Genomic DNA, 23,765 nt, shown 5'->3' with positions numbered 1-23,765 from the left:
CCATTTTATCCACTTTGTCGGAGAACACATGAGCGATTGCCTCGAAGTCCAGCGGCAGGACGGGATTCTGGTCCTGCGTCTGAACCGGCCGCAGGCGCGCAACGCCGTGAATCTGGAAACCGCGCAGGCGCTGGCCGCCGCACTGGATACCCTGGACGCCGACCCCGCGCTGCGGCTGGGCGTGCTGACCGGGGCGGGCGGGAACTTCTGTTCCGGCATGGATCTGAAGGCTTTCGCCGCCACCGGCCAGCGACCGTATGTCGGTGACCGGGGGTTCGGCGGGCTGTGCGAACGTCCCCCGCAAAAACCGCTGATCGCCGCCGTCGAGGGCTACGCGCTGGCCGGCGGCTGCGAGATCGCACTCGCCTGCGATCTGATCGTCGCGGCCCGGGATGCGAATTTCGGCCTGCCAGAGGTCAAGCGCGGGCTGGTGCCGGGCTCCGGCGGTATGTTGCGGCTGCCTGCGCGCATTCCCTATCACGTTGCCATGGAGGCTGTCCTGACGGGCGACTTCCTGACGGCCGAACGCCTGCATCAGCTGGGGCTGGTCAATCGCCTGGCCGATCCGGGCGGTGCGCTGGATGCGGCCCTGGGATTGGCGCGGACCATCGCCGCCAATGGTCCGCTGGCGGTGCGCACGGCCAAATCCATCATCGCGCAGTCGCGCAACTGGCGTCCGGACGACATGTTCGATCTGCAGCGCCCGCGTATCGCCCATATCTTCACCTCGGAGGACGCGCGCGAAGGCGCCACCGCGTTCGCCGAGAAACGACAACCGGTCTGGAAAGGAAAATAATGACCACCATCACCGAACGCGACCTGATCCAGTCGATCGAGGACGCCGTCCAGTTCATCAGCATCTATCACCCGCTGGATTACATTCGGCATCTGGCGCGCGCCTACGAGGTCGAGGAAAGCCCGGCCGCGCGCGATGCGATCGCGCAGATCCTGACCAACTCGCGCATGTGCGCCGAGGGTCATCGGCCGATCTGCCAGGACACCGGCATCGTCAATGTCTTCATGAAGATCGGCATGGACGTGCGCTTCGACACGCGCCGCAGCCTGCAGGAACTCTGCGACGAGGGCGTACGCCGGGGCTACACCAATCCGGACAATCCGCTGCGCGCCTCGGTGCTGGACGACCCTCTGTTCACGCGCCGCAACACCCGCGACAACACCCCCTGCGTGCTGCAGGTCGAATTGGTTCCGGGCGATACCGTGGACGTGCAGGTGGCGGCCAAGGGCGGCGGCTCGGAAAACAAGACCAAATTCGCCATGCTCAACCCCAGCGATTCGCTGGTGGATTGGGTGCTGCAGACCGTGCCGCACATGGGCGCCGGCTGGTGCCCGCCCGGCATGCTGGGGATCGGCGTGGGCGGCACGGCGGAAAAGGCGATGCTCATGGCCAAGCAATCCCTGATGCAGGACATCGACATGTACGAGCTGCTGCAACGCGGCCCGCAAAGCAAGCTCGAAGAACTGCGCATCGAACTCTACCAGAAGGTCAATGCGCTGGGGATCGGCGCCCAGGGCCTGGGCGGCCTGACCACGGTGCTGGACGTGAAAATCATGACCTGTCCGACGCACGCGGCGTCCAAGCCCGTCGCCATGATCCCCAACTGCGCCGCCACGCGCCACGTGCATTTCGCGCTGGATGGCAGCGGCCCGGCCGCCCTGACGCCGCCCTCCCTGTCCGAATGGCCGGAAGTTCACTGGAAGCCCGACTACAAAGCGTCGCGCCAGGTCAACCTGGACACGCTCACGCGGGAAGAGGTCGCCTCCTGGAAGCCCGGCGAGCGCCTGCTGCTGTCGGGCAATATCCTGACCGGGCGTGACGCGGCCCACAAGCGCATCCAGGACATGCTGGCGCGCGGCGAGTCCCTGCCGGTGGATTTCGCCGGCAGGGTCATCTACTACGTGGGCCCGGTCGATCCGGTGCGTGACGAGGTCGTTGGCCCAGCGGGCCCCACCACGTCCACGCGCATGGATGCGTTTACCGATATGATGCTTGGGCAGACCGGCCTGCTGGCCATGATCGGCAAGGCCGAGCGCGGCCCCGATGCCATCGAATCGATTCGCCGCCATGGCTCGGCCTATTTGATGGCCGTGGGCGGTTCGGCCTACCTGGTGTCCAAGGCCATTCGCGCCGCCCGGGTGGTCGGCTTCGAAGACCTCGGCATGGAAGCCATCTACGAGTTCCAGGTCCAGGACATGCCGGTCACGGTGGCGGTCGATGCCCAGGGGGTTTCGGTGCACAAGACCGGTCCCCAGGAATGGCGGAAGCGGATCGCGGCGCGGCAGGTTCCCGCCGGGGCCTGAAGACGTCTTTGATTGCATATGGGGGATACCATGCACGACACCTTGATGCGCACGGCGCTGTTCGTTCCCGCCAGCCGGCCGGACCGTTTCCCGAAGGCCATCGCCAGCGGGGCGGATGCCGTCATCATCGATCTGGAAGACTCGGTGGCGCCGGAAGCCAAGGCCGAGGCGCGCGACGCGCTGGTCCGTTACACGGCGGATCACCCCCGGGAACGCCTGTGGGTGCGCATCAATGACGGGACCACCCCCTGGTTCGACGACGATCTGGCCGTGTGCCGGTCTTCGCCGGCCATCGCCGGTATCGTCCTGCCCAAGGCCCAGGCGGCCGAACACGTCTATATCGTGTCGGGCGCCGGCAAGCCGTTGATGCCGGTGATCGAATCGGCGTCCGGATTGCGGGTCCTGGATCGCATCGCCGAGGCCAACGGCGTCGTGCGCCTGTCTTTCGGGATCCTGGATCTGATGGTCGAATTCGGCACCCGGCCGCAAACCGAAGGCGCGCAGCGGATCCTGGATCAGGTGCGCTTCCAGATCCTGCAGGCCAGTCGCATGCATGGCCTGGCCGACCCCCTGGACACGGTCTATATGGATTTTTCCGATCCGGACGGGTTGCTGCGGACGGCCACCCTGGCCAGCGATATGGGCTTTGGCGGCATGCTGTGCATCCACCCGGCGCAGGTGTCGGTGGCGCATCAGGCCTACCGGCCCCAGCCCGACGAAGTCGACTGGGCGCGACGCGTGGTGGACCATGCCGACAGCACAGGCGACTACATCTTCCGCCTGGATGGCCGCATGATTGACCTGCCGCTGATCGAACGCGCCCGCCGCGTCCTGGAACACGCCGCATGAACCCGCAAGACAAGGATCCGTCGGTATGAAAACCTATACGGTTTCCGAAGGACGGCACAGGCGCGTGCCCAGCGGCGTGACCACGATGGTGATTTGGCTCATGCCATGACCTCGGTTCAGGGGTTTGTGGGGGTGGCGGAAAACAAATTTCATGAAACTTTCAAGTTCACCAAGGCCCGCAGACGCTCCACCCCCACCGGTTCCTCGGTCAACAGGGGAACGACAGCATGGCGTCGGGCATGTCGCGTGGCCACAGCCTCGATTTCCCGCAATTCGTTGCGCGCGCGCTGGCGCAGCAGCGAGGAATGCGGATGTGCGGCCGCCACGCTGTTATTGACGACCCAGGCCCACGGCTCGATGCCTGCGCGGCGCAGATCGTCTTGTAGGTTGGCCGCTTCCAGTACGGGTGTGGTTTCGGCCAAGGTAACGATGAGCACCTTGGTCTGCTTGGGATCTTGCAACTGCATCATCGGCGTGGTGAAGTGAACGCCCGTCTCGCCCATTTGCCGGGCGATGTCACGGTGGTACGCGCCGGTGGCGTCGAGCAGCAGCAAGGTGTGACCGGTGGGCGCAGTATCCATCACCACGAACTTCCTTCCCCCTTCGCGGATGGCACGAGAGAACGCCTGGAATACCGCAATTTCCTCGGTACAAGGCGAACGCAGGTCTTCTTCCAGCAGCGCGCGGCCTTCGGCATCGAGCTGAGCGCCCTTGGTGTTCATGACGTGCTGGCGATAGCGTGCCGTCGCTTCCTCCGGGTCGATGCGGCTGAGCGTCAAGTCAGGCAACGAACCTTCCAGCGTATCGGCCAGATGCGCAGCCGGATCCGAGGTGGTCAGATGGACAGGCAGCCCTCGGCTGGCGAGTTCCACGGCAATGGCCGCGGCCAGCGTGGTCTTGCCTACGCCACCCTTGCCCATCACCATGACCAGCCCGTGCCCATCGGCGGCAATCTCATCGACCAGGGAGGACAAGTCTGGCGCATCCAGCCGGGCCGGCAGTTCAGCGGCATTGGTGTCCGGTGTGGCGTCGGTATTGACCAGCAGTTGGTGCAAGGCCTCGAGGCCCACGAGATTGAATGGTTTGAGTGCGATCTGATCTTGAGGTAGCGCCTGGAGCCCCTGCGGGATGGCGGCCAACGTGGCCTGTTCTCTGTTGTAGATAGCGGTGGCCAGGGCATCGTTTTCGGTCTCGCCAGCGGGGAAGACGCCATTGATGACCAAGTACTGCTGCGACAGGCCGATGGCGGCCAGTTCTTCGTGGGTGCGTGCAGCCTCGCGCAGCGCAGTGCGCTGTGCGCGGGCCACCAGCACCAGGCGGGTTCGCAGGGGATCAGCTAATGCTTTCACGGCAGCCTTGTATTGGCTGCGCTGCTTTTCCAGCCCCGCCAAAGGGCCAAGACATGACGCATCGCCTTTGCCCGCTTCCAGAAAGCCGCTCCATGCGCCAGGCAGTTGCAGCAGACGGATGGTGTGTCCGGTAGGCGCCGTATCGAAAATGACATGCTCATAGTTTTGCACCAACGCAGCGTCAGTCAGCAAGGCTGTGAACTCATCGAAGGCAGCGATTTCCGTCGTGCACGCGCCTGACAGGGATTCTTCGATGCCTCTGACCACATCGTCCGGCAGGACGCCCCGCACAGGCCCCGCAATGCGGTCGCGGTAGGCTTGTGCCGCCGCCTGCGGATCGATTTCCAGCGCCCACAGGTTCGGTACTGTGGTAATTGCCGTGATGCGGTTGCCAATGTGCTCACCGAAAACCTGCCCCACGTTGGAAGCAGGGTCGGTGCTGACTAGCAGCACGCGCTGACCCTGCGCGGCCAGTTGTACCGCCGTTGCGCAGGCGATGGAAGTCTTGCCGACGCCCCCCTTGCCGGTGAAAAAAAGAAAACGGGGTGGTTGAGTCAAAAAATGCATGGTCCCTCCTGATTCAGCAGCAGCGGCCACCAGAGCAGCAAGCGCCTTGCGTGGAAGGCGCTTCAGACACCTGAAGGCCAGCCCAGCGGGCCAGTTCGCTACGGTTGGGATAGCGGCCAGCCAAGGCCACTTCGCCATTGACGAGCACCAGAGGAAGCGCTTCTTGTCCCGAGCGTTCCAGGAAGCCCTTGACGGTTGGGTTCTCTGCGAAAGCCAAGGGCTGCTGTGCCAGGTTGAAGCGTTCGACTTGGGCTCCGCTTTGCGTAGCCCAGTCTACGTCGGCGGCGAATTTCACCAAGTTCTCATCGACTTCAATGCCACAGACGCCTGTGCTGCAACACAGTGCCGGGTCAAAAATCTGGATGTTTGGCATAGGGTGTCCTTTCGAATCTTTCAGTGAGAATGGAGCGTGCGGAATTGCCCGTACAGATGAAGAGTGCGGTTGTGGATGGTGCTGGAGGTCATGGCATTAGCAGTTGCAGTGGGAGGACTGGGATACTTCGCATACGCCGTCCTGGCAGCAATGCTCGGTCAGATAGCCAAGCAGCCCATTCATCTGGGAGAAGTCGGCGCGGTAGATGTGGTTGCGGCCTTGCTGCTCGATCGTGACCAGACCGGCATGGGCTAATTCTTTTAGGTGGAACGATAGCGTGTTGCGTGCCACCTCAAGCTGCTCGGCCAGGACGCTGGGTGTCTGCCCTTCCAGGCCGGCGATAACCAAGGCACGAAACACTCGCAGACGTTGAGTGTGGGCGAGTGCGCTAAGCGCAGAGACAGTTTGAGCTTCGTTCATAGATCCATAATACAACAAATATTGAATTAAAAGGGACTGAAAGGCCAAACTCGCTCAAATGCCGACTATGGCAATGGACTAGCCCCCTGAAAAACCGGACACAGTCACGACTGAATGCCTTGGCCAGGGGTATCGCGAGGAGCACTGCTCCTCGGGCCAATTACACCGCATCCTCAGACAGCGATGGGGGCAGGGATGCTGGGATACGGGTCATAGCCCACGATTTCGAAGTCTTCAAAGCTGTAGTCGTAAATCGAGCCCGGCTTACGCTTGATCACTAGCTGCGGCAACTCACGAGCGTTGCGTTGTAGTTGTGTGTGAATCTGTGTCATGTGATTGGAGTAAGCGTGCAGATCGCCGAGACTCACTATGATCTCATGTGGCTCCAGGTCACACTGTTGAGCAAGCATGTGCGTCAACAAAGCCAGTGAGGCGATGTTGTACGGAAGCCCGAGGAAGCTGTCCGAGCTTCTGATGTATAGCAGCGAGGATAGTTTGCCTTCTGCTACATAGAATTGGTAGAGCAGGTGGCATGGTGGTAGTGCCATACGGCCCCGTTTGGCATTTTCCTGGGGGCTGATCTTCTCGTCAGGCAAATATTCCGGGTTCCAGCCGTGGAAGAGAATGCGGCGGCTGTTTGGATTCTTCTTCAGCGTTTCGACCACGTAGTCAATCTGGTTGATGGTGCCGCCGTCCTTGGTTGGCCATGCCGTCCACTGTTTGCCGTATACGGGGCCAAGCTCATTATCTTCGGTGGCCCATTCGTTCCAGATGCTGACCCCGTGCTCCTGCAGCCAAGTGACATTGGTGTTGCCGCTGAGGAACCAGATGAGTTCGTTGGCGACGCTCTTGAAATGCAGCTTCTTTGTGGTCAGTAGCGGAAAGCCTTTTGATAGGTCGTGCCGTAGCTGGCGGCCAAACACTGACGTTGTGCCGGTCCCCGTACGGTCGCCCTTCACCAGGCCGTTTTCCAAAATGTCTTGAAGAAGTGCAAGGTATTGCTTCATGTATGCATCCAGTTATTTGGACAACGCCCCAGCATCCGGGACTGCGGCGATGATCTCCACCGAATGCGTGATCTTCGCCGTCTTTTCCAGCATTGCGATCGCCGAACAATATTTCGTATGCGACAGTTCCACCGCCCGTTCCACGGTCGCTTGCGGCAGATCCCGCCCGGTCACCTGGAACTCGAAGTGGATATGAGTGAAGACTTTCGGTTCCGTGTCGGCGCGCTCCGCCGTCAGCTTCACCCGGCAGCCGGTGATCGCGTGGCGGCCGCGCTTCAGGATCAGCACCACATCGTAGGCCGCGCAGCCACCTGCGCCGGTCAGCACTGTTTCCATGGGGCGGGGGGCCAGATTCTGGCCGCCGCCCTCGGGGGCACCGTCCATTGCCAGGACGTGGCCACTGCCGGTGCGTGAAACGAACAGCATGCCGTCGGGGCCTTGCCAGTCGAGGGTGCATTCCATGATGTGTATCCTTTCAGCGGAAGAAGTCTGGGCGATGCCCAGGTGTCGGGTGCCGGCAACTCGGTGAATGCCCTGAGTGACGCCCGGGGAAATCGGGTGTCTGATGGTCTTGATGGTTCGCGAAGCCCCCAGCTTGCATGGGGATTTACATCTCTGTAAAAGATGTGCGGATTTATCATAGATCAAAACTGGCGCTACAATTCCGGGTCGCCGGGCTTGATTTTATCTGGGTCCGGGCTTCATTTGTCCTTCACTGGAAGCACTGTGGATACCGTCACCGTATTACTCCTGACCTTCATCATGTCCGTCACGGGGCTGGGTATTTTTATCTGGTCGTTGCGGCGGAACATGTTCGACGACAACCCTGCCGCAGCCGGGGTCATTTTTTCGACGGGCGAAATCGGCCACGTCGAAGACCCTTCCGCCACGCCCGAGCAGCGGGCCGGCCTGCAAAAGACCGTGACCGAAGGCGGCAAGGCCGTCATCGATCCGTCGCTGGCCGACCAGCTCAAGCGCGAACTGGCCGACCGGATGGAAGCGGACCAATCCACGGCGTACGTCACATTTGTCTTCCTGTCCTGTGCCATCGTGTGGCTGGTGGTGGCGTCCACCTTCGGCCTGATCAGCTCCATCAAGCTGCATAACCCCGAATTCCTGACCCAGTATGCCTGGCTGACCTTCGGGCGCACCCGCACGCTGCACCTGAACATGGTGGCGTATGGTTGGTGTCCGATGGCGGCCTTCGGCATCGCTACCTGGGTACTGCCGCGCCTGCTGAAGACGCGCTTGTACGGCGGCCGTTTCGCGCTGCTGGGCTGCATGCTGTGGAACGCCGGCCTGATCGCCGGCCTGGGCAGCATCGCCGTGGGCATCAATGACGGCCTGGAATGGCTGGAAATTCCCTGGCAGGTCAGCATCCTGCTGGTCATCGGCGGTGCGCTGATCGCGCTGCCGCTGGTCTTCACGCTGCGTAACCGCAAGGTCGATCACCTGTACGTGTCGATCTGGTACATGGGCGCGGCGCTGTTCTGGTTTCCCATCCTGTATTTCATCGGCAAGGTTCCGGGCGTGCACTTCGGCGTCGAGCAGGCGACCATGAACTGGTGGTTCGGCCACAATGTGCTGGGGCTGTACTACACGCCGATCGCCCTGGCCTCCGTGTATTACTTCCTGCCGAAAATCGTCGGCCGTCCGATCCAGTCCTACAACCTGTCGCTGATCGGTTTTTGGGCGCTGGCCTTCTTCTACGGGCAGGTTGGCGGTCACCACCTGGTCGGCGGTCCTGTGCCGCACTGGCTGATCTCGCTGTCCATCGTGCAGTCCATGATGATGATCATCCCCGTGCTGGCGTTCTCGGTGAACCAGCACCTGACGATGCGTGGCCAGTTCAAGACCATGTATTATTCGCCCACGCTGCGCTTCATCGTGGTCGGCGCGATGATGTATACGCTCAGCTCCTTCGAAGGATCCTTCGAAGCTCTGCGCAGTGTCAGCACGGTCGCGCACTTCACGCACTTCACCGTGGCGCATGCTCACCTGGGCCTGTACGCGTTCTTCTCGATCGTCATGTTCGGCGCCATCTATTTTGTGATGCCGCGCGTCATGTCCTGGGAATGGCCGCATCCCAAGCTCATCAGCCTGCATTTCTGGCTGGTGACGATCGGCATCGGCATTTATTTCGTCAGCCTGTCCACGGGCGGCTGGCTGCAGGGTCTGGACATGCTGGATGCCTCCAAGCCCTTCATGGATTCGGTGCGGGTCACGATTCCGTACCTCGAAGGCCGCACGCTGGGTGGTTCTCTGATGACCCTGGGTCACCTGGTGTTTGCCGTGCACTTCGTGCTGATGGCTCTGCGTTATGGCACGAGCCGCGTGGGCCCCGCCCTGTTGCACAACCGTAAGTTTCAGCCTGAAAGTCAGGCGATTGCAGGTGCCTGATCATGGAAAGCGAATACAAACTCCTTAGTGGGGCGATGGTGACCCTCGCCCTGGCCACAGCGACCCTGGTCGTCGTGCCCTACCTGCAGTTGGACAACGTGCAGCCTTCGCCGGGCCTGAAGCCCTATACGGAACAGCAGCTGCGTGGCCGCGAAGTCTACATCTCGATGGGTTGCGTCTATTGCCATTCGCAGCAGCCGCGCAGCCAGTCCATGGCGCCCGACTTCCAGCGCGGCTGGGGGCGTGCGCCGGTGGCGGGCGATTATTACTACGACAACCCCCACTTGATGGGCACCATGCGGACCGGGCCCGATCTGTTCAATGTCGGGGCGCGCCAGCCCAGCGTGGACTGGAACCTGGGACACCTGTACGAACCGCGTGCCTACACGCCGGGCAGCACCATGCCGTCCTTCCCGTTCATGTTCAAACTCAAGGACAAGGCCGATGCCGGCGACAAGGTCGTCAACCTGCCGCCCAGCTTCGCGCCTGCGGGCAAGGTCGTGGTCGCGTCGCCTCAGGCTCTCGATCTGGTGGCTTACCTGATTGGCCTGGATCATACGTACCCAGTTAATCCGGATGCGACCTTGCCCCAGGTCGTCAAGGACGAGTCCGCCGCCCGAATCAAGGCGACAGCGGCTGAGGATGGAGCGAAGAAATGAGCAACAAGTTCACTCAGCAGCGTCGTGAACAGCCGGAACCTCACGAAGGCAGCCGGCCAGTTCCCAAGATCGTACTGACGGTCATCGCCCTCCTGTTCATCTGGGCGGTGTATCACCTGGCGGTCAGCTATACCCCGATGCCGCCCTCAGTCGGAGACGATCGGGTGGCAGCCGACTTTGCCGTGCCCGTGACGGCCGACGGCGGTCAGCTGTACACCGCCAACTGCGTGGCCTGTCACCAGGCCAGCGGGGCCGGTGTCCCGGGGGTGTTCCCGCCGCTGGCCAAGTCCGAATGGGTCGATGCGGCCGATGCCAGCATCATGGTGCGCATCGTGTTGCACGGCATCCATGGTCCGCTGACCGTCGAAGGCGCAAAATACAACGGCGAGATGCCGCATTTCCAGGATAAGTTCTCGAACGAGGAACTGGCCGCGATCATCAGCCATGTGCGTACCAGCTTTGGCAACTCCGCCTCCAAGATCGATGCCGCGTTCGTGGCCAAGGTCCGCGAGGAAACCAAGGGGCAGACCATCCCCTGGAAGGGCGACGAAGATCTGCGTCCGCTGCTGGGCAAATAAGACCCGGGACACGTCATGCGGTGGATTTTGTCACTGGTGCTGGCCCTGGTGGCGGGCATCGGGACGCTGTACGGCCTGACGGATGGCTTCACCGTCCTGACGGCCGAGGCCGCCCGGCGCCAGGCGGTGGCCGCGCAGCCCCAGCCCGTGCCGGCGGCGCATGTGCTGGACTCCGCCGGTGGGGTCGATTTGCTCACCCGTAATCTGCGGGACGACGGCCGCGTGGCGATCGTCAACTTCTTCTATACGCGCTGTGTCGCCTTGTGTCTGGCACAGGGATCCCTGACCGAGCGCCTGCAGCAGGCGATCGAGGCCGAGGGGCTGCAGCACCGGATCCGGCTCATCAGCATCAGTTTCGATCCGCGTGACCAGGCCCGGGACCTGGCCCGGTATGCGGTCCGGATGGGGGCCGATACCACTGTCTGGCAGTTCCTGTCCTTTACCCAGCCCGCTCAGCGCGATGCGGTGCTGGACCTGTTCGGGATCATGGTTGTGCCCGCGCCGCTGGGCGAATTCGAGCACAACGCCGCGTTTCACATCGTGACGCCGGATGGGCGTCTGGCCCGCATCGTGGATCTGGATGATCCGGGCTGGGCCCTGAACGCCGCCAAGTCCTTCATGACTTCCGCGTCGGGAACCGTCGAACCCAAAGCGGCTGTGCGCGGCGGGTCCGTGGAGCCTGACGGTTCGCGGCCTGCGCCTGCCGCTGCCGACACACGATCCGCAGGCACGCAGCCAGCCCCGACCGGGAGACAGCCATGAATCGTTCCAGGATGGTCGGGCCTGTCTCGCTGGGGCTGGCCGTTGTCTGCCTGGCGCTCGCCCTGGGCCTGCATGACACGTTGACCGGACTCATGAGCCTGCATATGGTGGTGCAGATTCCCCTGCTGGTGCTCGGTGGCGTCTTTCTAGAGCAGGCGTGGCACGCGGGGCGGCAGCCTCGCGCGCCATCCATGGCGTCGGCCCCGGCGTCGGAAGCGCAGCAGACCGCGGTCGCCGAATCCGGTTCCACGCGCAAGAGGCTGTGGTGGAAGTCCACGTCCGGAGAGCGGATTCGATGGTCGTATAACGCCTACGGAATCCCAGGTCTGCTGTTGGTCAGCTTGATCGGCGCGGGCTGGATGATTCCCAAGGCCCTGGATGATGCGCTGGTCGATTGGCGCATTGCGGCCTTCAAATATCTGGGTCTGCCGGTCTGCGGCTGGCTGCTGCGTGCGTCGCTGCGTCAGGCCAACGTCGTCATCAAGCTGTTTTTTCTGGGCAATTTCTGCTGGATGAGCGCCATTGTCGGCATGGTCTATCTGGATCAGCCGATCCGGTTGTGTAATGCTTATCTGCAAGACGATCAGGACTGGGCGGGGCGCGGCCTGATTGCCCTGGCGATCGTGCTGCCCTCGTGCTGGTTGCTGGCCGAGCTCAAGCCGATCTGGCGGTTTCTGAATCGATAAGAGGTGCATCATGGATCAGACGAACACACCGTGGCGGCGCCGGTCGGGATGGCTGGATCGCCTGCTGGCGGAAGCCGGGCGCGCGCTGCAGGTGCTCGATGGCACTGTGTCTCATGAACGCGCCAATCCCGCAGGGCCGGTTGCGGCCGATGATCCGGTCCTGTCGCCTCGCGAGGCCCGGCATGCCGCCGGTCTGATGCGCGTCAATCACGTCGGCGAGATCTGCGCCCAGGCCCTGTACCGGGGCCAGGCTCTGTCGTGCCGTGATGACCGTATCCGTGGCGTGCTGTTGCGGGCGGCGGCCGAAGAGGTCGATCATCTGGCCTGGTGCCGCCAGCGTCTGGACGAACTGCACAGCCGGCCCAGCCTGCTGAACCCGGTGTGGTATCTGGGGTCTTTCGGCCTGGGAGTGGTGGCCAGCCGTGCCGGGATTCCCTATAACCTGGGATTCATGGCAGAAACCGAACGCCAGGTCGAGGAACATCTCGATGGCCATCTGGCGGCGCTGCCCGGGCAGGACCGGCGTTCCCGCCAGGTGGTGACGCAGATGCGCGACGATGAGATCGGTCACCGGACGACCGCTGAAGACCACGGCGCGGTGCCGCTGCCCGCCCTGGCCCGGGGCGCCATGCGCCTGATGTCGCGGGTCATGACGACCACGGCCTACCGGATTTGAATCGGGATTACCCTTGTTTGTGTGCAAAACACAACAAACCTATGGCCGTTGTCTATTGACATCAAATAGATCTTGCACCGCAACAAAAAATTCCTATATAATTTGCTTATCGGATGTCGAGACGTGATTGCAGAGGGAAAACCCGTAATCACCGATGGCTCGGGCCAAAGGCCCTGGTAGCCAGACATGCCCAGGTTGTCTCCTCCACCCTCCTCCTTTGGTGGATTTAGCCCAGGATCTTCGGATCTTGGGCTTTTTTTTATCTGTTTTTCCAGGCGCCCAGGCGCTCGGACAGGCGATCGGCCAGTTGACGAATGGCTTGTCCGGCCTGTGCTTCCCGGGCCGGATTGATTTCGAGTGAGCGGATGCTGACCGCCACGCCCGCCACCGCCTCGGGGTGGCGGGAATCGAAGACAGGCGCTCCATAGCAATACATGCCGTCGCGCACCGCCTCGCAATCGGTCGAATAGCCGCGCTGGCGCACGCGCTGCAGTTCGGCAATCAGAGCATCGGTGTCGCGCAGCCCCTGGTCGGTCAGGGGGGGCGGCCAGCCGGCGCCATTGGTGTTGTGCAGCTTGCGCACGGCCGAGTCGGGCAGGGTGCTGAGGATGGCCAGCCCGGTGGCGGTATAGACCGCCGGCAGCCGCATGCCGGCATGAAAGGTCAGCCCCAGGGGGTGTTTGCCGTTGCGGCAGGCGATGTAGACCACCTCGGGTCCGTCTCGGACCGACAGCGTGATGGTTTCTTCCGGAAGCACGCGCATGTCGTCCCAGGACGCAAAAAATTCCTGTGTGATGTCCAGCCGGGACAGAAACGCGTTCGCCCACATCATCACGTGGGGGCCGAGCGTCATCTGTCCGCCTTCCAGGCGTGTGATCAGGTTCTGCTGTTCCAGCGTGGCGCACAAGCCGTGCAGGCTGCTTTTGGGCAAGCGCAGGGTTTTGGCCAGTTCCGCCAGGGACAGGGGGCTGCCTGAACGTGCCATCAGGTCCAGGATGGCGGTGGCCCGCGCGACGGCCGGCGCGGTCGGTTTTTCCAGAGTCATGGCGGTGAAACGGCTGAGGGCGATAGGTGGTGGGGTCGATCTGACAATGACGGGACGCCGGCGGGGGCGGCGCCGATGCATTGACGCTGCCACGGCATCCCGCTATGATCACTTCGTTCAGTATATCATATATCGTTCAATATATTGAACGATCAACCGGAGTGACATGATGTTGGCATTGAAGAAACCGGATCTGCTGCGGCAGCAGGCCTACGTCAACGGCCAGTGGTGCGCCGCGGACTCGGGCGAGGTCATCCAGGTCGGCAACCCCGCCACGGGCGAAATCATCGGCAGCGTTCCCTGCATGGGGGCGGCCGAGACCCGCCGCGCGATCGAAGGCGCCCAGGCGGCCTGGGGGGCGTGGCGCGCCATGACGGCCAAGCAGCGTGCCGTCATCCTGCGGCGCTGGTTCGACCTGATGACGGCCCATGCGCAGGATCTGGCGGTCATCATGACCGCCGAACAGGGCAAGCCCCTGGCGGAATCCCGGGGCGAGATCGCCTATGGCGCCGCCTTCCTGGAATGGTTCGCCGAAGAAGGAAAACGGGCGTATGGCGACGTGATCCCCACCTTCGCGGCGGATAGGCGCATCGTGGTGACGAAGGAACCGATCGGCGTCTGCGCGGCGATCACGCCCTGGAATTTTCCTTCGTCCATGATCACCCGCAAGGCGGGCGCCGCACTGGCCGCGGGCTGCCCCCTGGTCGTCAAGCCGGCCGAGCAGACGCCGTTCTCGGCCCTGGCGCTGGCCGTTCTGGCCGAGGAAGCGGGCGTGCCTGCCGGGGTGTTTTCCGTGCTGACGGGCGACGCGCCGGCGATCGGCGGCGAGATGACGGGAAATGATCTCGTGCGCAAGGTATCGTTCACCGGCTCGACCGAAGTCGGGCGGCTGCTGATGCGCCAGTGCGCCCCGTCGATCAAAAAGCTCTCGCTGGAACTGGGGGGCAACGCGCCCTTTATCGTGTTCGAGGACGCCGACCTGGATGCCGCGGTCGACGGCGCCATCGCCAGCAAGTACCGCAATGCCGGGCAGACTTGCGTCTGCACGAACCGGTTCTACGTGCAAGATTCGGTCTACGACGCCTTCAGCCGGAAACTGGTCGATGCGGTCGGGAAACTGCGTGTGGGCAACGGCCTGGAAGACGGCGTCACACAGGGGCCCCTGATCGACGCCGCGGCGGTCGACAAGGTCCAGGATCACATTGCCGATGCCGTGGCCAAGGGCGGACGGCTCCTGACCGGTGGGCGGCCCCATGCGCTGGGCCACACCTTCTTCGAGCCCACCGTACTGGCCGATGCGACGTCGGACATGAAAATCGCCCGCGAGGAAACCTTCGGCCCTCTGGCGCCCCTGTTCCGCTTCCGCACGGACGACGAGGTCGTCTCGATGGCGAACGCCACGGAATACGGGTTGGCCGCCTATTTCTACAGCCGCGACATCAGCCGGGTCTGGCGGGTCGCCGAGGCGCTGGAATACGGCATGGTGGGCATCAACACCGGATTGATCTCCAACGAGGCGGTGCCATTCGGCGGGGTCAAGCAATCGGGCCTGGGCCGCGAGGGCTCGCATTACGGGCTGGACGACTATCTGGTCGTGAAGTATCTGTGCATGGCGATCGGCTGACCGTCGCGCGCGACGCCGCGGATGGGCCCTTCCCGGGACCGTCCGCGAGCGTCTGATCGGCTGTCGCCATGGCGTGGATATCGGCGTCGCTTTTGTTGCATCTGTATCCCCGGTGTCGCAGCATAAGTTACAAAATTGGCCGATAATCTCGTTTTGTCTTTCCGGGGCCGCTTTGAACGCCTCCAGTCTGTCCGCTTCACTGAGCTGGCCAATCATCGGGATTGTGGCCTTCGTGGTGGGAGGCCTGATCGTCGTTTCCGAACGCTGGCACGGCCGCTTCACCGGCGACACCGATCTGCACAAGCCTCAGGCCATGCACACACGGGCCGCACCGCGCGTGGGCGGGCTTGCGGTCGTGGCGGGCAGTCTGGCCGGCCTGCTGGTGCTGGGGCCGCGCAACATGACGCTGACCTGGTTGTGGCCCGCGCTGTTCGTGGCCGCATTGCCGGTGTTCGTCGCCGGGCTGCTGGAAGACATCACCAAGGAAATCGGTTCCGGCAAACGTCTGCTGGCTGCTTTCGTGTCGGCCGGAATCGCCTGGTGGGTGCTGGGCGGCGTCTCGCGGGTCGGCTTGTCCTGGGCGGATGCGCTGTTGTCCAGCTGGCCGATCATTTCGCTGATCTTCACGATGGTGGCGGTCGGGGGCTGCACGCATGCGCTGAACATTGTCGACGGCATGAACGGCCTGGCCGGGATGATCGCCACCCTGATGGCGGTGTCCCTGGCGCTGGTCGCGCTGCAGGTCCAGGATGTACCGATCTTTCTCATCTCCACGGCGCTGGCGGCGGCGACGCTGGGCTTCCTGGTCTGGAACTTTCCGTTCGGCCGGGTGTTCCTGGGCGACGGCGGCGCGTATTTCCTGGGATTCATGCTGGCCGAACTGGCGGTGCAACTGGTCGTGCGTAACCCGGGCGTCTCGCCCTTCTATGCGTTGGCCGTACTGTTCTATCCGGTGTTCGAAACCCTGTTTTCCATCTGGCGACGCAAATTCAAGCGCGGGGTGCCGGTCGATCAGCCCGACGCCTTGCACCTGCATCAACTGGTGTTTCGCCGCCTGGTGCGGGTCACGTTCAGCCGCGATCGCCGCCATGCGGTGCCCGCCCTGTGCAACGCCATGACTTCACCTTATCTGTGGGTGCTGGCCCTGATCGGGTTGGTGCCGGCCACCCTCTGGTGGGACAACGCCTGGATCCTGTGCCTGAGCATGGGTGTTTTTGCCGGGGTCTACATCTGGCTCTACATCCGCCTGGTCACCTGGCGACGCCCCCGCTGGCTGTTGCTGCCTTCCCTGGGACGGCGCAGCCGGCATGATTAAAGTTCCTTCGATCAATACGGCAACGATGCCGGGGAGAATTTAATGAACATTCAAGACGTCCGTCTGGCTGTCGTCGGTCTGGGTTATGTGGGCCTGCCGCTGGCCGTCGAGTTTGGCAAGCAGCGCGAGGTCTTGGGCTTCGACATCAACGCGCGGCGCATCGAAGAATTGCGCGCCGGGCGTGATCACACCCTCGAAGTCCCGGGCCCTGAACTGGCCGAGGCCGCGCATCTGCGCTATTCGGCCGATCCAGCCGAACTGGCCGCCGCCAATGTGTTCATCGTGACCGTCCCGACTCCCATCGACGAGTACAAGCAGCCCGACCTGACCCCGCTGGAGCGCGCCAGCGAGACCATCGGCCGCATCCTGAAGCGTGGCGACGTCGTCATCTACGAATCGACCGTCTATCCGGGCGCCACCGAGGAAGTCTGCGTGCCCGTGCTGGAGCAGACCTCGGGCCTGAAGTTCAATGTCGATTTTTACGCGGGCTACAGCCCCGAGCGCATCAACCCGGGCGACAAGCAGCATCGCGTGTCCACGATCCGCAAGGTCACCTCGGGCTCGACGCCGGAAGTCGCCGACCTGGTGGACACCCTGTATCGCCAGATCATCACGGCCGGCACGCACAAGGCGCCGTCCATCAAGGTCGCCGAGGCCGCCAAGGTCATCGAAAACACGCAGCGCGACGTGAACATCGCCCTCATCAACGAGCTGGCGCTGATCTTCAACCGCATGGGCATCGATACGCTGGACGTCCTGCAGGCGGCCGGCACGAAATGGAATTTCCTGCCCTTCCGTCCCGGGCTGGTCGGGGGCCACTGCATCGGTGTGGATCCCTACTACCTGACGCACAAGGCGCAGGCGATCGGCTACCACCCGGAAATCATCCTGGCGGGTCGCCGGCTGAACGATTCCATGGGCGGCTATGTCGTCTCGCAGCTGGTCAAGGCGATGACCAAGCGCCGCATCCAGGTGCAGGGTTCGCATGTACTGGTCATGGGGCTGACCTTCAAGGAAAACTGCCCCGACCTGCGCAATACCCGCGTGGTGGACATCGTGCGCGAACTGGGCGAATACAGCATCGACGTGGATGTGTACGACCCCTGGGTCGATCCGGCCGAGGCGCAGCACGAATACGGCATCACGCCGGTGTCCAAGCTGATGCCCGGCGCCTATGACGGCGTCATCCTGGCGGTCGCCCACGAGCAGTTCGCCGCCATGGGCGCCGCCGCGATCCGCGCCCTGGGCAAGTCCGAGCATGTGCTGTACGACCTGAAGTACTTGCTGGCTGCCGACGAATCCGACTTGCGTCTCTGAGGCCTGGCCATGAGTACACGTTATGATGCCGCTCGCGCGGAATTGCAGGCCAGCCCCCGCACCTGGCTGGTCACCGGTTGCGCCGGATTCATCGGGTCTAACCTGCTGGAAACCCTGCTCGGCCTGGACCAGGTCGTCGTGGGCCTGGACAATTTTGCCACCGGCTACCAGCACAATCTGGATGAGGTGCGTGCGCAGGTCACGCCGGCGCAGTGGTCGCGCTTTCGCTTCATCGAAGGCGATATCCGCGATCCGGACACTTGCGGGGGTGCGGTCGAAGGCGTCCGGCACGTGCTGCATCAGGCCGCGCTGGGCTCGGTGCCGCGTTCCCTGAAGGATCCGATCACCAGCAATGCCGTCAACGTCGGTGGCCAGCTCAACATGCTGGTGGCGGCACGGGACGCCCAGGTGCAATCCTTCGTGTACGCGGCATCCAGTTCGACCTACGGCGACCACCCCGGTCTGCCCAAGGTCGAGGACCGCATCGGCAAGCCGCTGTCGCCCTATGCCGTGACCAAACTTGTCAACGAACTGTACGCGGACGTCTTTGCCCGCGCCTACGGCTTCCAGACGGTTGGCCTGCGCTACTTCAATGTTTTCGGCAAGCGCCAGGATCCGGACGGCGCCTATGCCGCCGTGATCCCGAAGTGGGTCTCCTCCATGATCCGTGACCAGGAGGTCATCATCAACGGCGACGGCGAGACCAGCCGCGACTTCTGCTACATCGACAACGTCGTGCAGGCCAATCTGCTGGCCTCGCTGGCCGGGCCGGGGGGCGTCAATCAGGTCTACAACGTGGCGTTCAATGCGCGTACCAGCCTGAACGAACTCTTCACCTACCTGCGCGACATCCTGGGGCGCAATGGGGTGGCCTACGGGCGCGAGCCGCGCCATGGCGATTTCCGCGCGGGCGACGTGCGCCATTCGCAGGCCGACATCTCCAAGGCCCGTGACCTGCTGGGCTACGAGCCGCGCTTCGACATCCTCGGCGGTCTGGAACGGGCCATGCCCTGGTACATCCAGTTCCTGCGATGATCATGCGGCGGCGTGCCCGATGCGGCGACTCATCAGGGCGGGGGCCCGCCGCGGCGGGCCGATTTCCCGCCTGAGCCGACGTGATGCGTTCCCTGAGACATCGGCTGACGAACCTGCACGCCGATCACCGGCGCATTGCCTTGGGGGCGGCGCGCGTCGCCTTCTTCCTGTTGATGGGCAAGGCCGTGGGCGCGTTCAAGGAAATGGCGGTGGCCTACCGCTACGGGATCAGCGAGGTGGTGGATGCCTACCAGTTCACGCTGACCCTGGCGAACTGGCTGCCCGTCACGCTGGTGGGCGCCTGCTCCGTGGTGCTCATTCCCGCTCTGGTGCGCAGCCGCCAGGGCGAATCCGCCCGGCATGGCCGCTTTCTGAGTGAACTGCAGGCCTGGACCCTGGGGCTGGGTGCTGTCATCGCCCTGGCGCTGGTGCTGGCCTGGCCGCTGGTGCTGGATGTCGCCGGACAGGGGCTGACGCCCGCCGTGCGGGACATGAGCAGCCTGCTCATCCTGGGTTTCGCCCCGGCGGCGCTCTTCACGGTCTGGACCGGCCTGAGCGCCGCCCGGCTGCGCGCCCACGAGCGCCACATCAATACGCTGCTCGACAGCGTCCCGGCGCTGATGATCCTGGTCTGGGTGCTCGCGGCGCCTGCTGGGGCCGGTGTGATGCCGCTGCTGTGGGGGACGCTGCTCGGGTATGCCCTGCAGTCGTTCCTACAGGCGCGGCTGGCGCGACGCGCCGACGGTGTGCCGGCCTGGCCGCGCCTGAGCCGCCAGGCCCCGCAGTGGTCCAGCCTCGCAGCGGCGGCCGGCATCATGCTGGTGGGTCAGCTCGCCATGAGCTTCGTCGGGCCGATCGATCAGTACACCGCCGCGCAGCTGGGCCAGAATGCCAATGCGACGCTCGGCTATGCCGCGCGGCTGCTGTCCCTGATGATCGGTCTGGGTGCCGCTTCCGTCGGGCGGGCCGCGCTGCCGGTGCTGGCGGACATCCAGGGCAGGGGCGACGCCGCCCATGCGCGCGCCATGGCGCTGAAGTGGTCCGTCGCCATGCTGGTGATAGGCGCCGTGGCGGTCCTGGTCGGCTGGTGGCTGGCCCCCTGGATCGTGTCGCTGCTCTTCGAGCGCGGTGCCTTCACCGCACAGAATACGGTGGTCGTGGCGCATGCCTTGCGCTGGGGGCTCTTGCAGCTGCCGTTTTTTTTCGGGGTGCTGATCCTGGTGCAATTGCTCGCCAGTCAGAACCGCTATGGTTGGATGGCGACGATCGCCGTTCTGAATTTCGGAGTGAAGGCCGTGATGAACGCCGTGCTTGCGCCGCGTATGGGGGTGGCTGGCATTATGTTGGCGACCAGTCTCATGTATGCCATGTCCTATGCCGGCTATCTGGTGCTGGCGCTGCGGGTGCGCCCCAGCCGGGCAACCGCGAAGAAAAGGCAGGACCCATGAGCGGACCGCGCACCGATCTGATGATCGTGATTCATTCCCTGCGGGGTGGCGGGGCCGAGCGGGTGGCGGTGGACATGGCGGCCTACTGGCTGTCGCGCGGCTACCGGGTGTCGGTGGTGACCCAGACCGGATTGGAACACGATGCGTATGCCCTGGCCGAAGGCGTGCAGCGTCACGCCCTGGGCCTGGCCTCCGATAGTGGGGGGCCGTTGGGCGCCGTCTGGGGGAATCTGCGCCGTTTCCTGGCGCTGCGCCGTCTCGTGCGGCGGCAGCGGCCGGCGGTGGTGCTGGGCATGATGACGCGGGGTTCCGTGCTGGCGGTGCTGACGGCGCGCGGCAGGGGTTGCCGTGTGATTGCGACCGAGCATGCGCATCCGCCGTCGCTGCCGCTGCCCGCCCTCTGGGATCGCTTGCGCCGCCGGACCTATCCGCGCGCCGATGCCGTGATCGCCCTGACGCGCGATACGGCACGATGGCTGGACGAGCATGTGCCAGGCGTCCGCGCCCAGGTCATCCCCAATGCCGTGCACTGGCCGCTGGCCGACGAAGAGCCCCGGCTGGAGCCGCCGCGCGTGCCGGGACGCCGTCGTCTGCTGGCGGTGGGGCGCCTGCACCCGGTCAAGGGCTTCGATTGTCTGTTGCAGGCCTTTTCCCAGCTGGCTGGTCCTTTCCCGGATTGGGATCTGACGATCCTGGGCGAGGGCACCGAGCGCCGGAACCTGGAATCCCTGCGGGATGAACTGGGCCTGGGGGATCGCGTCAGCCTGCCAGGCCGGGTCGGCAATATGGCGGCCTGGTATGGCGCCTCGGACCTGTACGTGCTCAGTTCCCAGGCCGAAGGGCTGTCCAACACCTTGCTCGAGGCCATGGCCAGCGGCCTGCCCTGCGTCGCGTTCGATTGCGACACCGGGCCGCGCGAGATCATCCGCGACGGCATCGATGGCATCCTCGTGCGTCAGGTGCAGGATCCCGATGCGCTCGCGCAACAGCTTTCCGTGCTGATGTCCCAGCCGGACCTGCGGGCGCGCTATGCTGCCCGTGCCATCGATGTGCGCGACCGCTTCGGCGTGGCGCGCGTCATGGCCTTGTGGGAACGTGTCTTCCAAGGGCAACGGGTCATCTGAATGCGCATTCTGTTTCTGGTCAGCTCCATGCATGGCGGCGGCGCCGAGCGGGTGGCGGCCACCCTGGCCAACGCCTGGGCGCGGCGTGGCGACGAGGTCACGCTGGTGTGTTGCTATTCCGGGCGCGGGCAGTGCCTGCAGACATTGGACCCGGGAGTGCGGCTGCTCTGGCTGGCCGACCATCTGCGGGGCCCCGCCTGGATGCGGCCAGTCGGCAAGATCCTCGCCTTGCGGCGGCTGGCCCGCGAACTGCGGCCCGACCGCGTTCTGTCCTTTCTGACCAACGTCAACGTCACTGCGCTGCTGGCGACGCGCGGTCTGGGACTGCCGGTGGTGGTCAGCGAACGCACCGATCCGGCTCACAGCGTCAATCTGGAACCCGTCCTGCGCCTGGCGCGGCGTCTGCTCTATCCCTGGGCGCATCGAGTGGTGGTGCAGACAGACCGGAGCATCCCGCATCTGCGGCAGGTCGCGCCGTCCGTGCGACGCATCGTTGCGATTCCCAATCCCTTGCCGGACGGCCTGCCGGGTGTGCGTGAAGGCGAACCGGCAACGGACCGGCTTCGTCTGGCGGCGCTGGGCCGCTTCAATCCGGTCAAGCAGTTCGATCGCCTGATCGAGGTGTTCGCCTCTGTCGCGGCGCAGTGTCCGGACTGGGACCTGACGATCTGGGGAGACGGCGAGCAGCGCCCGGCCTGCCAGCGGCGGATCGAGGAACTGGGTCTGGCCGATCGCATCCGGTTGCCGGGGTTCAGCAACACGCCATGGATCGATCTGGGATCGGCCCATGCTTTCGTCCTGAATTCGCGGGTCGAAGGTTTTCCCAATGCCCTGCTGGAAGCGATGGCGCTGGGCCTGCCATGCGTGGCAACCGACTGTCCGTCGGGGCCGGCGGAACTCGCGCAAGGTGGCCGATATGCGACACTGGTTCCTCTCGGGGACGAGGCGGCGCTGACGCGGGCCTTGCTGCAGGTCATGCAGGCGTCGCCCGAAACGCGCGAATCCATCGGGCGCGATGCGGCCGCCTCTGTGCGGGCCCGCTATGGCCTGGATGCGATTCTGCAGGCCTGGGACGCAGCCTGGGACAATGGCGACAACCGGGCCGGTCCCGCGGGGGGGGCGGGGCACTAGTGTGAACAGGCCACGATCCCGTCGGGAAAGAACATGGGGAACATCGACATGAAGACAGAACAGGGCACGCCCCTGCGGGTCATGCACATCATCTCAGGGCTGCTGCATGGCGGGGCGGAAACCGTCCTGCAGCGCCTGGCGACGGCACCGGACACCACGGTGCGCCACACCGTGGTGTCCATGACGACCGAAGGCGTGATGGGTGGACTGCTGCGCGATGCGGGAGTGGAAGTCATCACGCTGGACATGCAGGGGGTGGCCGGGTCCGTGCGCGGCCTGTGGCGGCTGTTCCGGCTGCTGCGCAGCCGCCGTCCGGACGTCGTTCAGACCTGGATGTATCACGCCGACTTGATCGGTGGCCTGGTGGCGCGTTTGGCCGGCATCCGCGCGGTGGCCTGGGGCGTGCGCAATTCCGGGGTCAGCCTGGGCGAAAGCAGCCGGTCCTCGCGCCTGACGGCCTGGGTCTGCGCCCGGGTGTCGAGCTTTGTGCCGGGGGTGATCGTGGCCTGCGCACGCCGCGCGGCCGAGGTTCACCGGGGGTGGGGTTATCGCGCCGACCGCGTCCTGGTGGTGCCCAATGGCTATGACCTGTCTGTCTGGCATCCGGATGCGGGTGATCGCGCGGCCCTGCGGGCCGAGTGGGGTGTACCGGACGATGCCGTGCTGCTGGGCTGTGTGGCGCGTTGGAACCCCCTGAAAGATCACGGCAACCTGCTGGCCGCGTTGGCACTGGCTGTGCGTGAGTGCCCGCAATTGCGCTGCGCCTTGATCGGTCTGGGCATGTCCTGCGACAACGCGGAGCTGATTGCGCTGGCCCGTCACTACGGTCTGCTGGACCATCTGATCTTCCTGGGGCGGCGCGACGACGTTCCGCGGCTGATGCGGGCGCTGGACGTGCACGTCCTGTCGAGCAAAGCTGAAGGATTTCCCAATGTCGTTTCCGAAGCCATGGCCTCGGGTGTGGCTTGCGTGGTGACAGACGTCGGGGACGCCGCCGACATCGTGGCGGACCATGGCTGGGTGGCCCCGCCGCAGGACGCGGCCGCGCTGGGCCGGGCCATCGTTCAGGCCATCGCGGCGG

Annotated in this window: 22 protein-coding genes and 1 pseudogene; 17 read left to right on the top strand and 6 right to left on the bottom strand. The window is 64.4% G+C overall.

All coding sequences use genetic code 11. From position 1 onward, the window contains the following. The first annotated feature begins 28 nt into the window (after positions 1-28). From ABCV34_RS09455 to ABCV34_RS09445, 3 genes are read left to right on the top strand one after another with little or no spacing between them, the layout of a single operon-like run. A complete protein-coding gene (locus tag ABCV34_RS09455; RefSeq protein ID WP_345795972.1) occupies positions 29-796 on the top strand; it encodes a crotonase/enoyl-CoA hydratase family protein in 768 nt (255 codons plus the stop codon). Continuing rightward, a complete protein-coding gene (locus ABCV34_RS09450) occupies positions 796-2,319 on the top strand; it encodes a fumarate hydratase (protein WP_345795971.1) in 1,524 nt (507 codons plus the stop codon). The genes ABCV34_RS09455 and ABCV34_RS09450 overlap by 1 nt, the downstream gene beginning before the upstream one ends. A gap of 30 nt (positions 2,320-2,349) precedes the next feature. Further along, complete coding sequence (locus tag ABCV34_RS09445) at positions 2,350-3,168, top strand: CoA ester lyase (RefSeq protein ID WP_345795970.1); 819 nt, start codon at positions 2,350-2,352, stop codon at positions 3,166-3,168. 149 nt (positions 3,169-3,317) lie between these two features. Here the strand turns inward: ABCV34_RS09445 and arsA are convergent, their stop codons facing one another. From arsA to ABCV34_RS09420, 5 genes are all read right to left on the bottom strand, one after another. Next, positions 3,318-5,084 carry an arsenical pump-driving ATPase gene (arsA, locus tag ABCV34_RS09440; RefSeq protein WP_345795969.1) on the bottom strand — a complete coding sequence of 589 codons (1,767 nt, stop codon included), beginning with the start codon at positions 5,082-5,084 and terminating at the stop codon, positions 3,318-3,320. Positions 5,085-5,097: 13 nt separating this feature from the next. Further along, a complete protein-coding gene (gene arsD / locus ABCV34_RS09435) occupies positions 5,098-5,457 on the bottom strand; it encodes an arsenite efflux transporter metallochaperone ArsD (protein ID WP_345795968.1) in 360 nt (119 codons plus the stop codon). Positions 5,458-5,553: 96 nt separating this feature from the next. After that, a complete protein-coding gene (locus ABCV34_RS09430) occupies positions 5,554-5,895 on the bottom strand; it encodes a helix-turn-helix domain-containing protein (RefSeq protein WP_345798752.1) in 342 nt (113 codons plus the stop codon). Between the two features lie 155 nt (positions 5,896-6,050). Beyond that, on the bottom strand, positions 6,051-6,884 hold the full coding sequence (locus ABCV34_RS09425; protein ID WP_345795967.1) for a thymidylate synthase: 834 nt from the start codon (positions 6,882-6,884) through the stop codon (positions 6,051-6,053). Positions 6,885-6,896: 12 nt separating this feature from the next. Beyond that, complete coding sequence (locus tag ABCV34_RS09420; RefSeq protein WP_345795966.1) at positions 6,897-7,346, bottom strand: OsmC family protein; 450 nt, start codon at positions 7,344-7,346, stop codon at positions 6,897-6,899. A 264-nt stretch (positions 7,347-7,610) separates the two neighbouring features. On the opposite strand from ABCV34_RS09420, the gene ABCV34_RS09415 reads away from it, so the two are divergent. Genes ABCV34_RS09415 through coq7 form a run of 6 tightly spaced genes read left to right on the top strand, consistent with a single transcriptional unit; the run spans position 7,611 to position 12,645 of the window. Continuing rightward, positions 7,611-9,284, top strand: coding sequence for a cbb3-type cytochrome c oxidase subunit I (locus tag ABCV34_RS09415; protein ID WP_345795965.1), 1,674 nt, complete (start codon positions 7,611-7,613; stop codon positions 9,282-9,284). A 2-nt stretch (positions 9,285-9,286) separates the two neighbouring features. After that, positions 9,287-9,943 (top strand): cbb3-type cytochrome c oxidase subunit II, encoded by a 657-nt coding sequence (locus tag ABCV34_RS09410; RefSeq protein ID WP_345795964.1) that lies wholly within the window; start codon positions 9,287-9,289, stop codon positions 9,941-9,943. Then, positions 9,940-10,521 carry a c-type cytochrome gene (locus tag ABCV34_RS09405; protein WP_345795963.1) on the top strand — a complete coding sequence of 194 codons (582 nt, stop codon included), beginning with the start codon at positions 9,940-9,942 and terminating at the stop codon, positions 10,519-10,521. Before ABCV34_RS09410 ends, ABCV34_RS09405 begins: the two co-directional genes overlap by 4 nt. A gap of 15 nt (positions 10,522-10,536) precedes the next feature. After that, a complete protein-coding gene (locus ABCV34_RS09400; protein WP_345795962.1) occupies positions 10,537-11,283 on the top strand; it encodes an SCO family protein in 747 nt (248 codons plus the stop codon). Beyond that, positions 11,280-11,969 carry a hypothetical protein gene (locus ABCV34_RS09395; RefSeq protein WP_345795961.1) on the top strand — a complete coding sequence of 230 codons (690 nt, stop codon included), beginning with the start codon at positions 11,280-11,282 and terminating at the stop codon, positions 11,967-11,969. The genes ABCV34_RS09400 and ABCV34_RS09395 overlap by 4 nt, the downstream gene beginning before the upstream one ends. A 10-nt stretch (positions 11,970-11,979) precedes the next feature. Then, entirely contained in the window at positions 11,980-12,645 is a 666-nt protein-coding gene (coq7, locus tag ABCV34_RS09390) for a 2-polyprenyl-3-methyl-6-methoxy-1,4-benzoquinone monooxygenase (protein ID WP_345795960.1), read from the top strand. 259 nt (positions 12,646-12,904) lie between these two features. Here the strand turns inward: coq7 and ABCV34_RS09385 are convergent, their stop codons facing one another. Further along, positions 12,905-13,690, bottom strand: a complete 786-nt coding sequence (locus ABCV34_RS09385) for an IclR family transcriptional regulator (RefSeq protein WP_345795959.1) — start codon at positions 13,688-13,690, stop codon at positions 12,905-12,907. 166 nt (positions 13,691-13,856) lie between these two features. Between ABCV34_RS09385 and gabD the strand changes: the two genes are divergently transcribed. The 8 genes and pseudogenes from gabD to ABCV34_RS09345 all read left to right on the top strand — a co-directional run. After that, on the top strand, positions 13,857-15,314 hold the full coding sequence (gene gabD / locus ABCV34_RS09380; protein WP_345795958.1) for an NADP-dependent succinate-semialdehyde dehydrogenase: 1,458 nt from the start codon (positions 13,857-13,859) through the stop codon (positions 15,312-15,314). Positions 15,315-15,513: 199 nt separating this feature from the next. Next, the gene (locus ABCV34_RS09375; protein WP_345798751.1) at positions 15,514-16,629 is read left to right on the top strand and encodes a glycosyltransferase; all 1,116 of its coding nucleotides are present in this window, start codon (positions 15,514-15,516) and stop codon (positions 16,627-16,629) included. A 42-nt stretch (positions 16,630-16,671) separates the two neighbouring features. Continuing rightward, on the top strand, positions 16,672-17,946 hold the full coding sequence (gene tviB, locus ABCV34_RS09370) for a Vi polysaccharide biosynthesis UDP-N-acetylglucosamine C-6 dehydrogenase TviB (protein WP_345795957.1): 1,275 nt from the start codon (positions 16,672-16,674) through the stop codon (positions 17,944-17,946). A gap of 9 nt (positions 17,947-17,955) precedes the next feature. Next, positions 17,956-18,981: an SDR family oxidoreductase gene (locus ABCV34_RS09365; protein ID WP_345795956.1), complete on the top strand. Its 1,026-nt coding sequence runs from the start codon at positions 17,956-17,958 to the stop codon at positions 18,979-18,981. An 83-nt stretch (positions 18,982-19,064) separates the two neighbouring features. Further along, entirely contained in the window at positions 19,065-20,429 is a 1,365-nt protein-coding gene (locus ABCV34_RS09360) for a lipid II flippase MurJ (RefSeq protein WP_345795955.1), read from the top strand. Continuing rightward, positions 20,426-21,553, top strand: a complete 1,128-nt coding sequence (locus ABCV34_RS09355) for a glycosyltransferase family 4 protein (RefSeq protein WP_345795954.1) — start codon at positions 20,426-20,428, stop codon at positions 21,551-21,553. The genes ABCV34_RS09360 and ABCV34_RS09355 overlap by 4 nt, the downstream gene beginning before the upstream one ends. Continuing rightward, positions 21,554-22,684, top strand: a complete 1,131-nt coding sequence (locus tag ABCV34_RS09350; RefSeq protein ID WP_345795953.1) for a glycosyltransferase family 4 protein — start codon at positions 21,554-21,556, stop codon at positions 22,682-22,684. It abuts the gene before it with no gap. A gap of 33 nt (positions 22,685-22,717) precedes the next feature. Next, a pseudogene (locus ABCV34_RS09345) lies at positions 22,718-23,698 on the top strand (glycosyltransferase); the annotation flags it as partial. Positions 23,699-23,765 lie beyond the last annotated feature (67 nt).

The sequence above is a fragment of the Castellaniella sp. MT123 genome (assembly GCF_039614765.1).
GTDB lineage: Bacteria > Pseudomonadota > Gammaproteobacteria > Burkholderiales > Burkholderiaceae_B > Castellaniella.
This window is presented reverse-complemented; position numbering and strand designations above follow the sequence as displayed.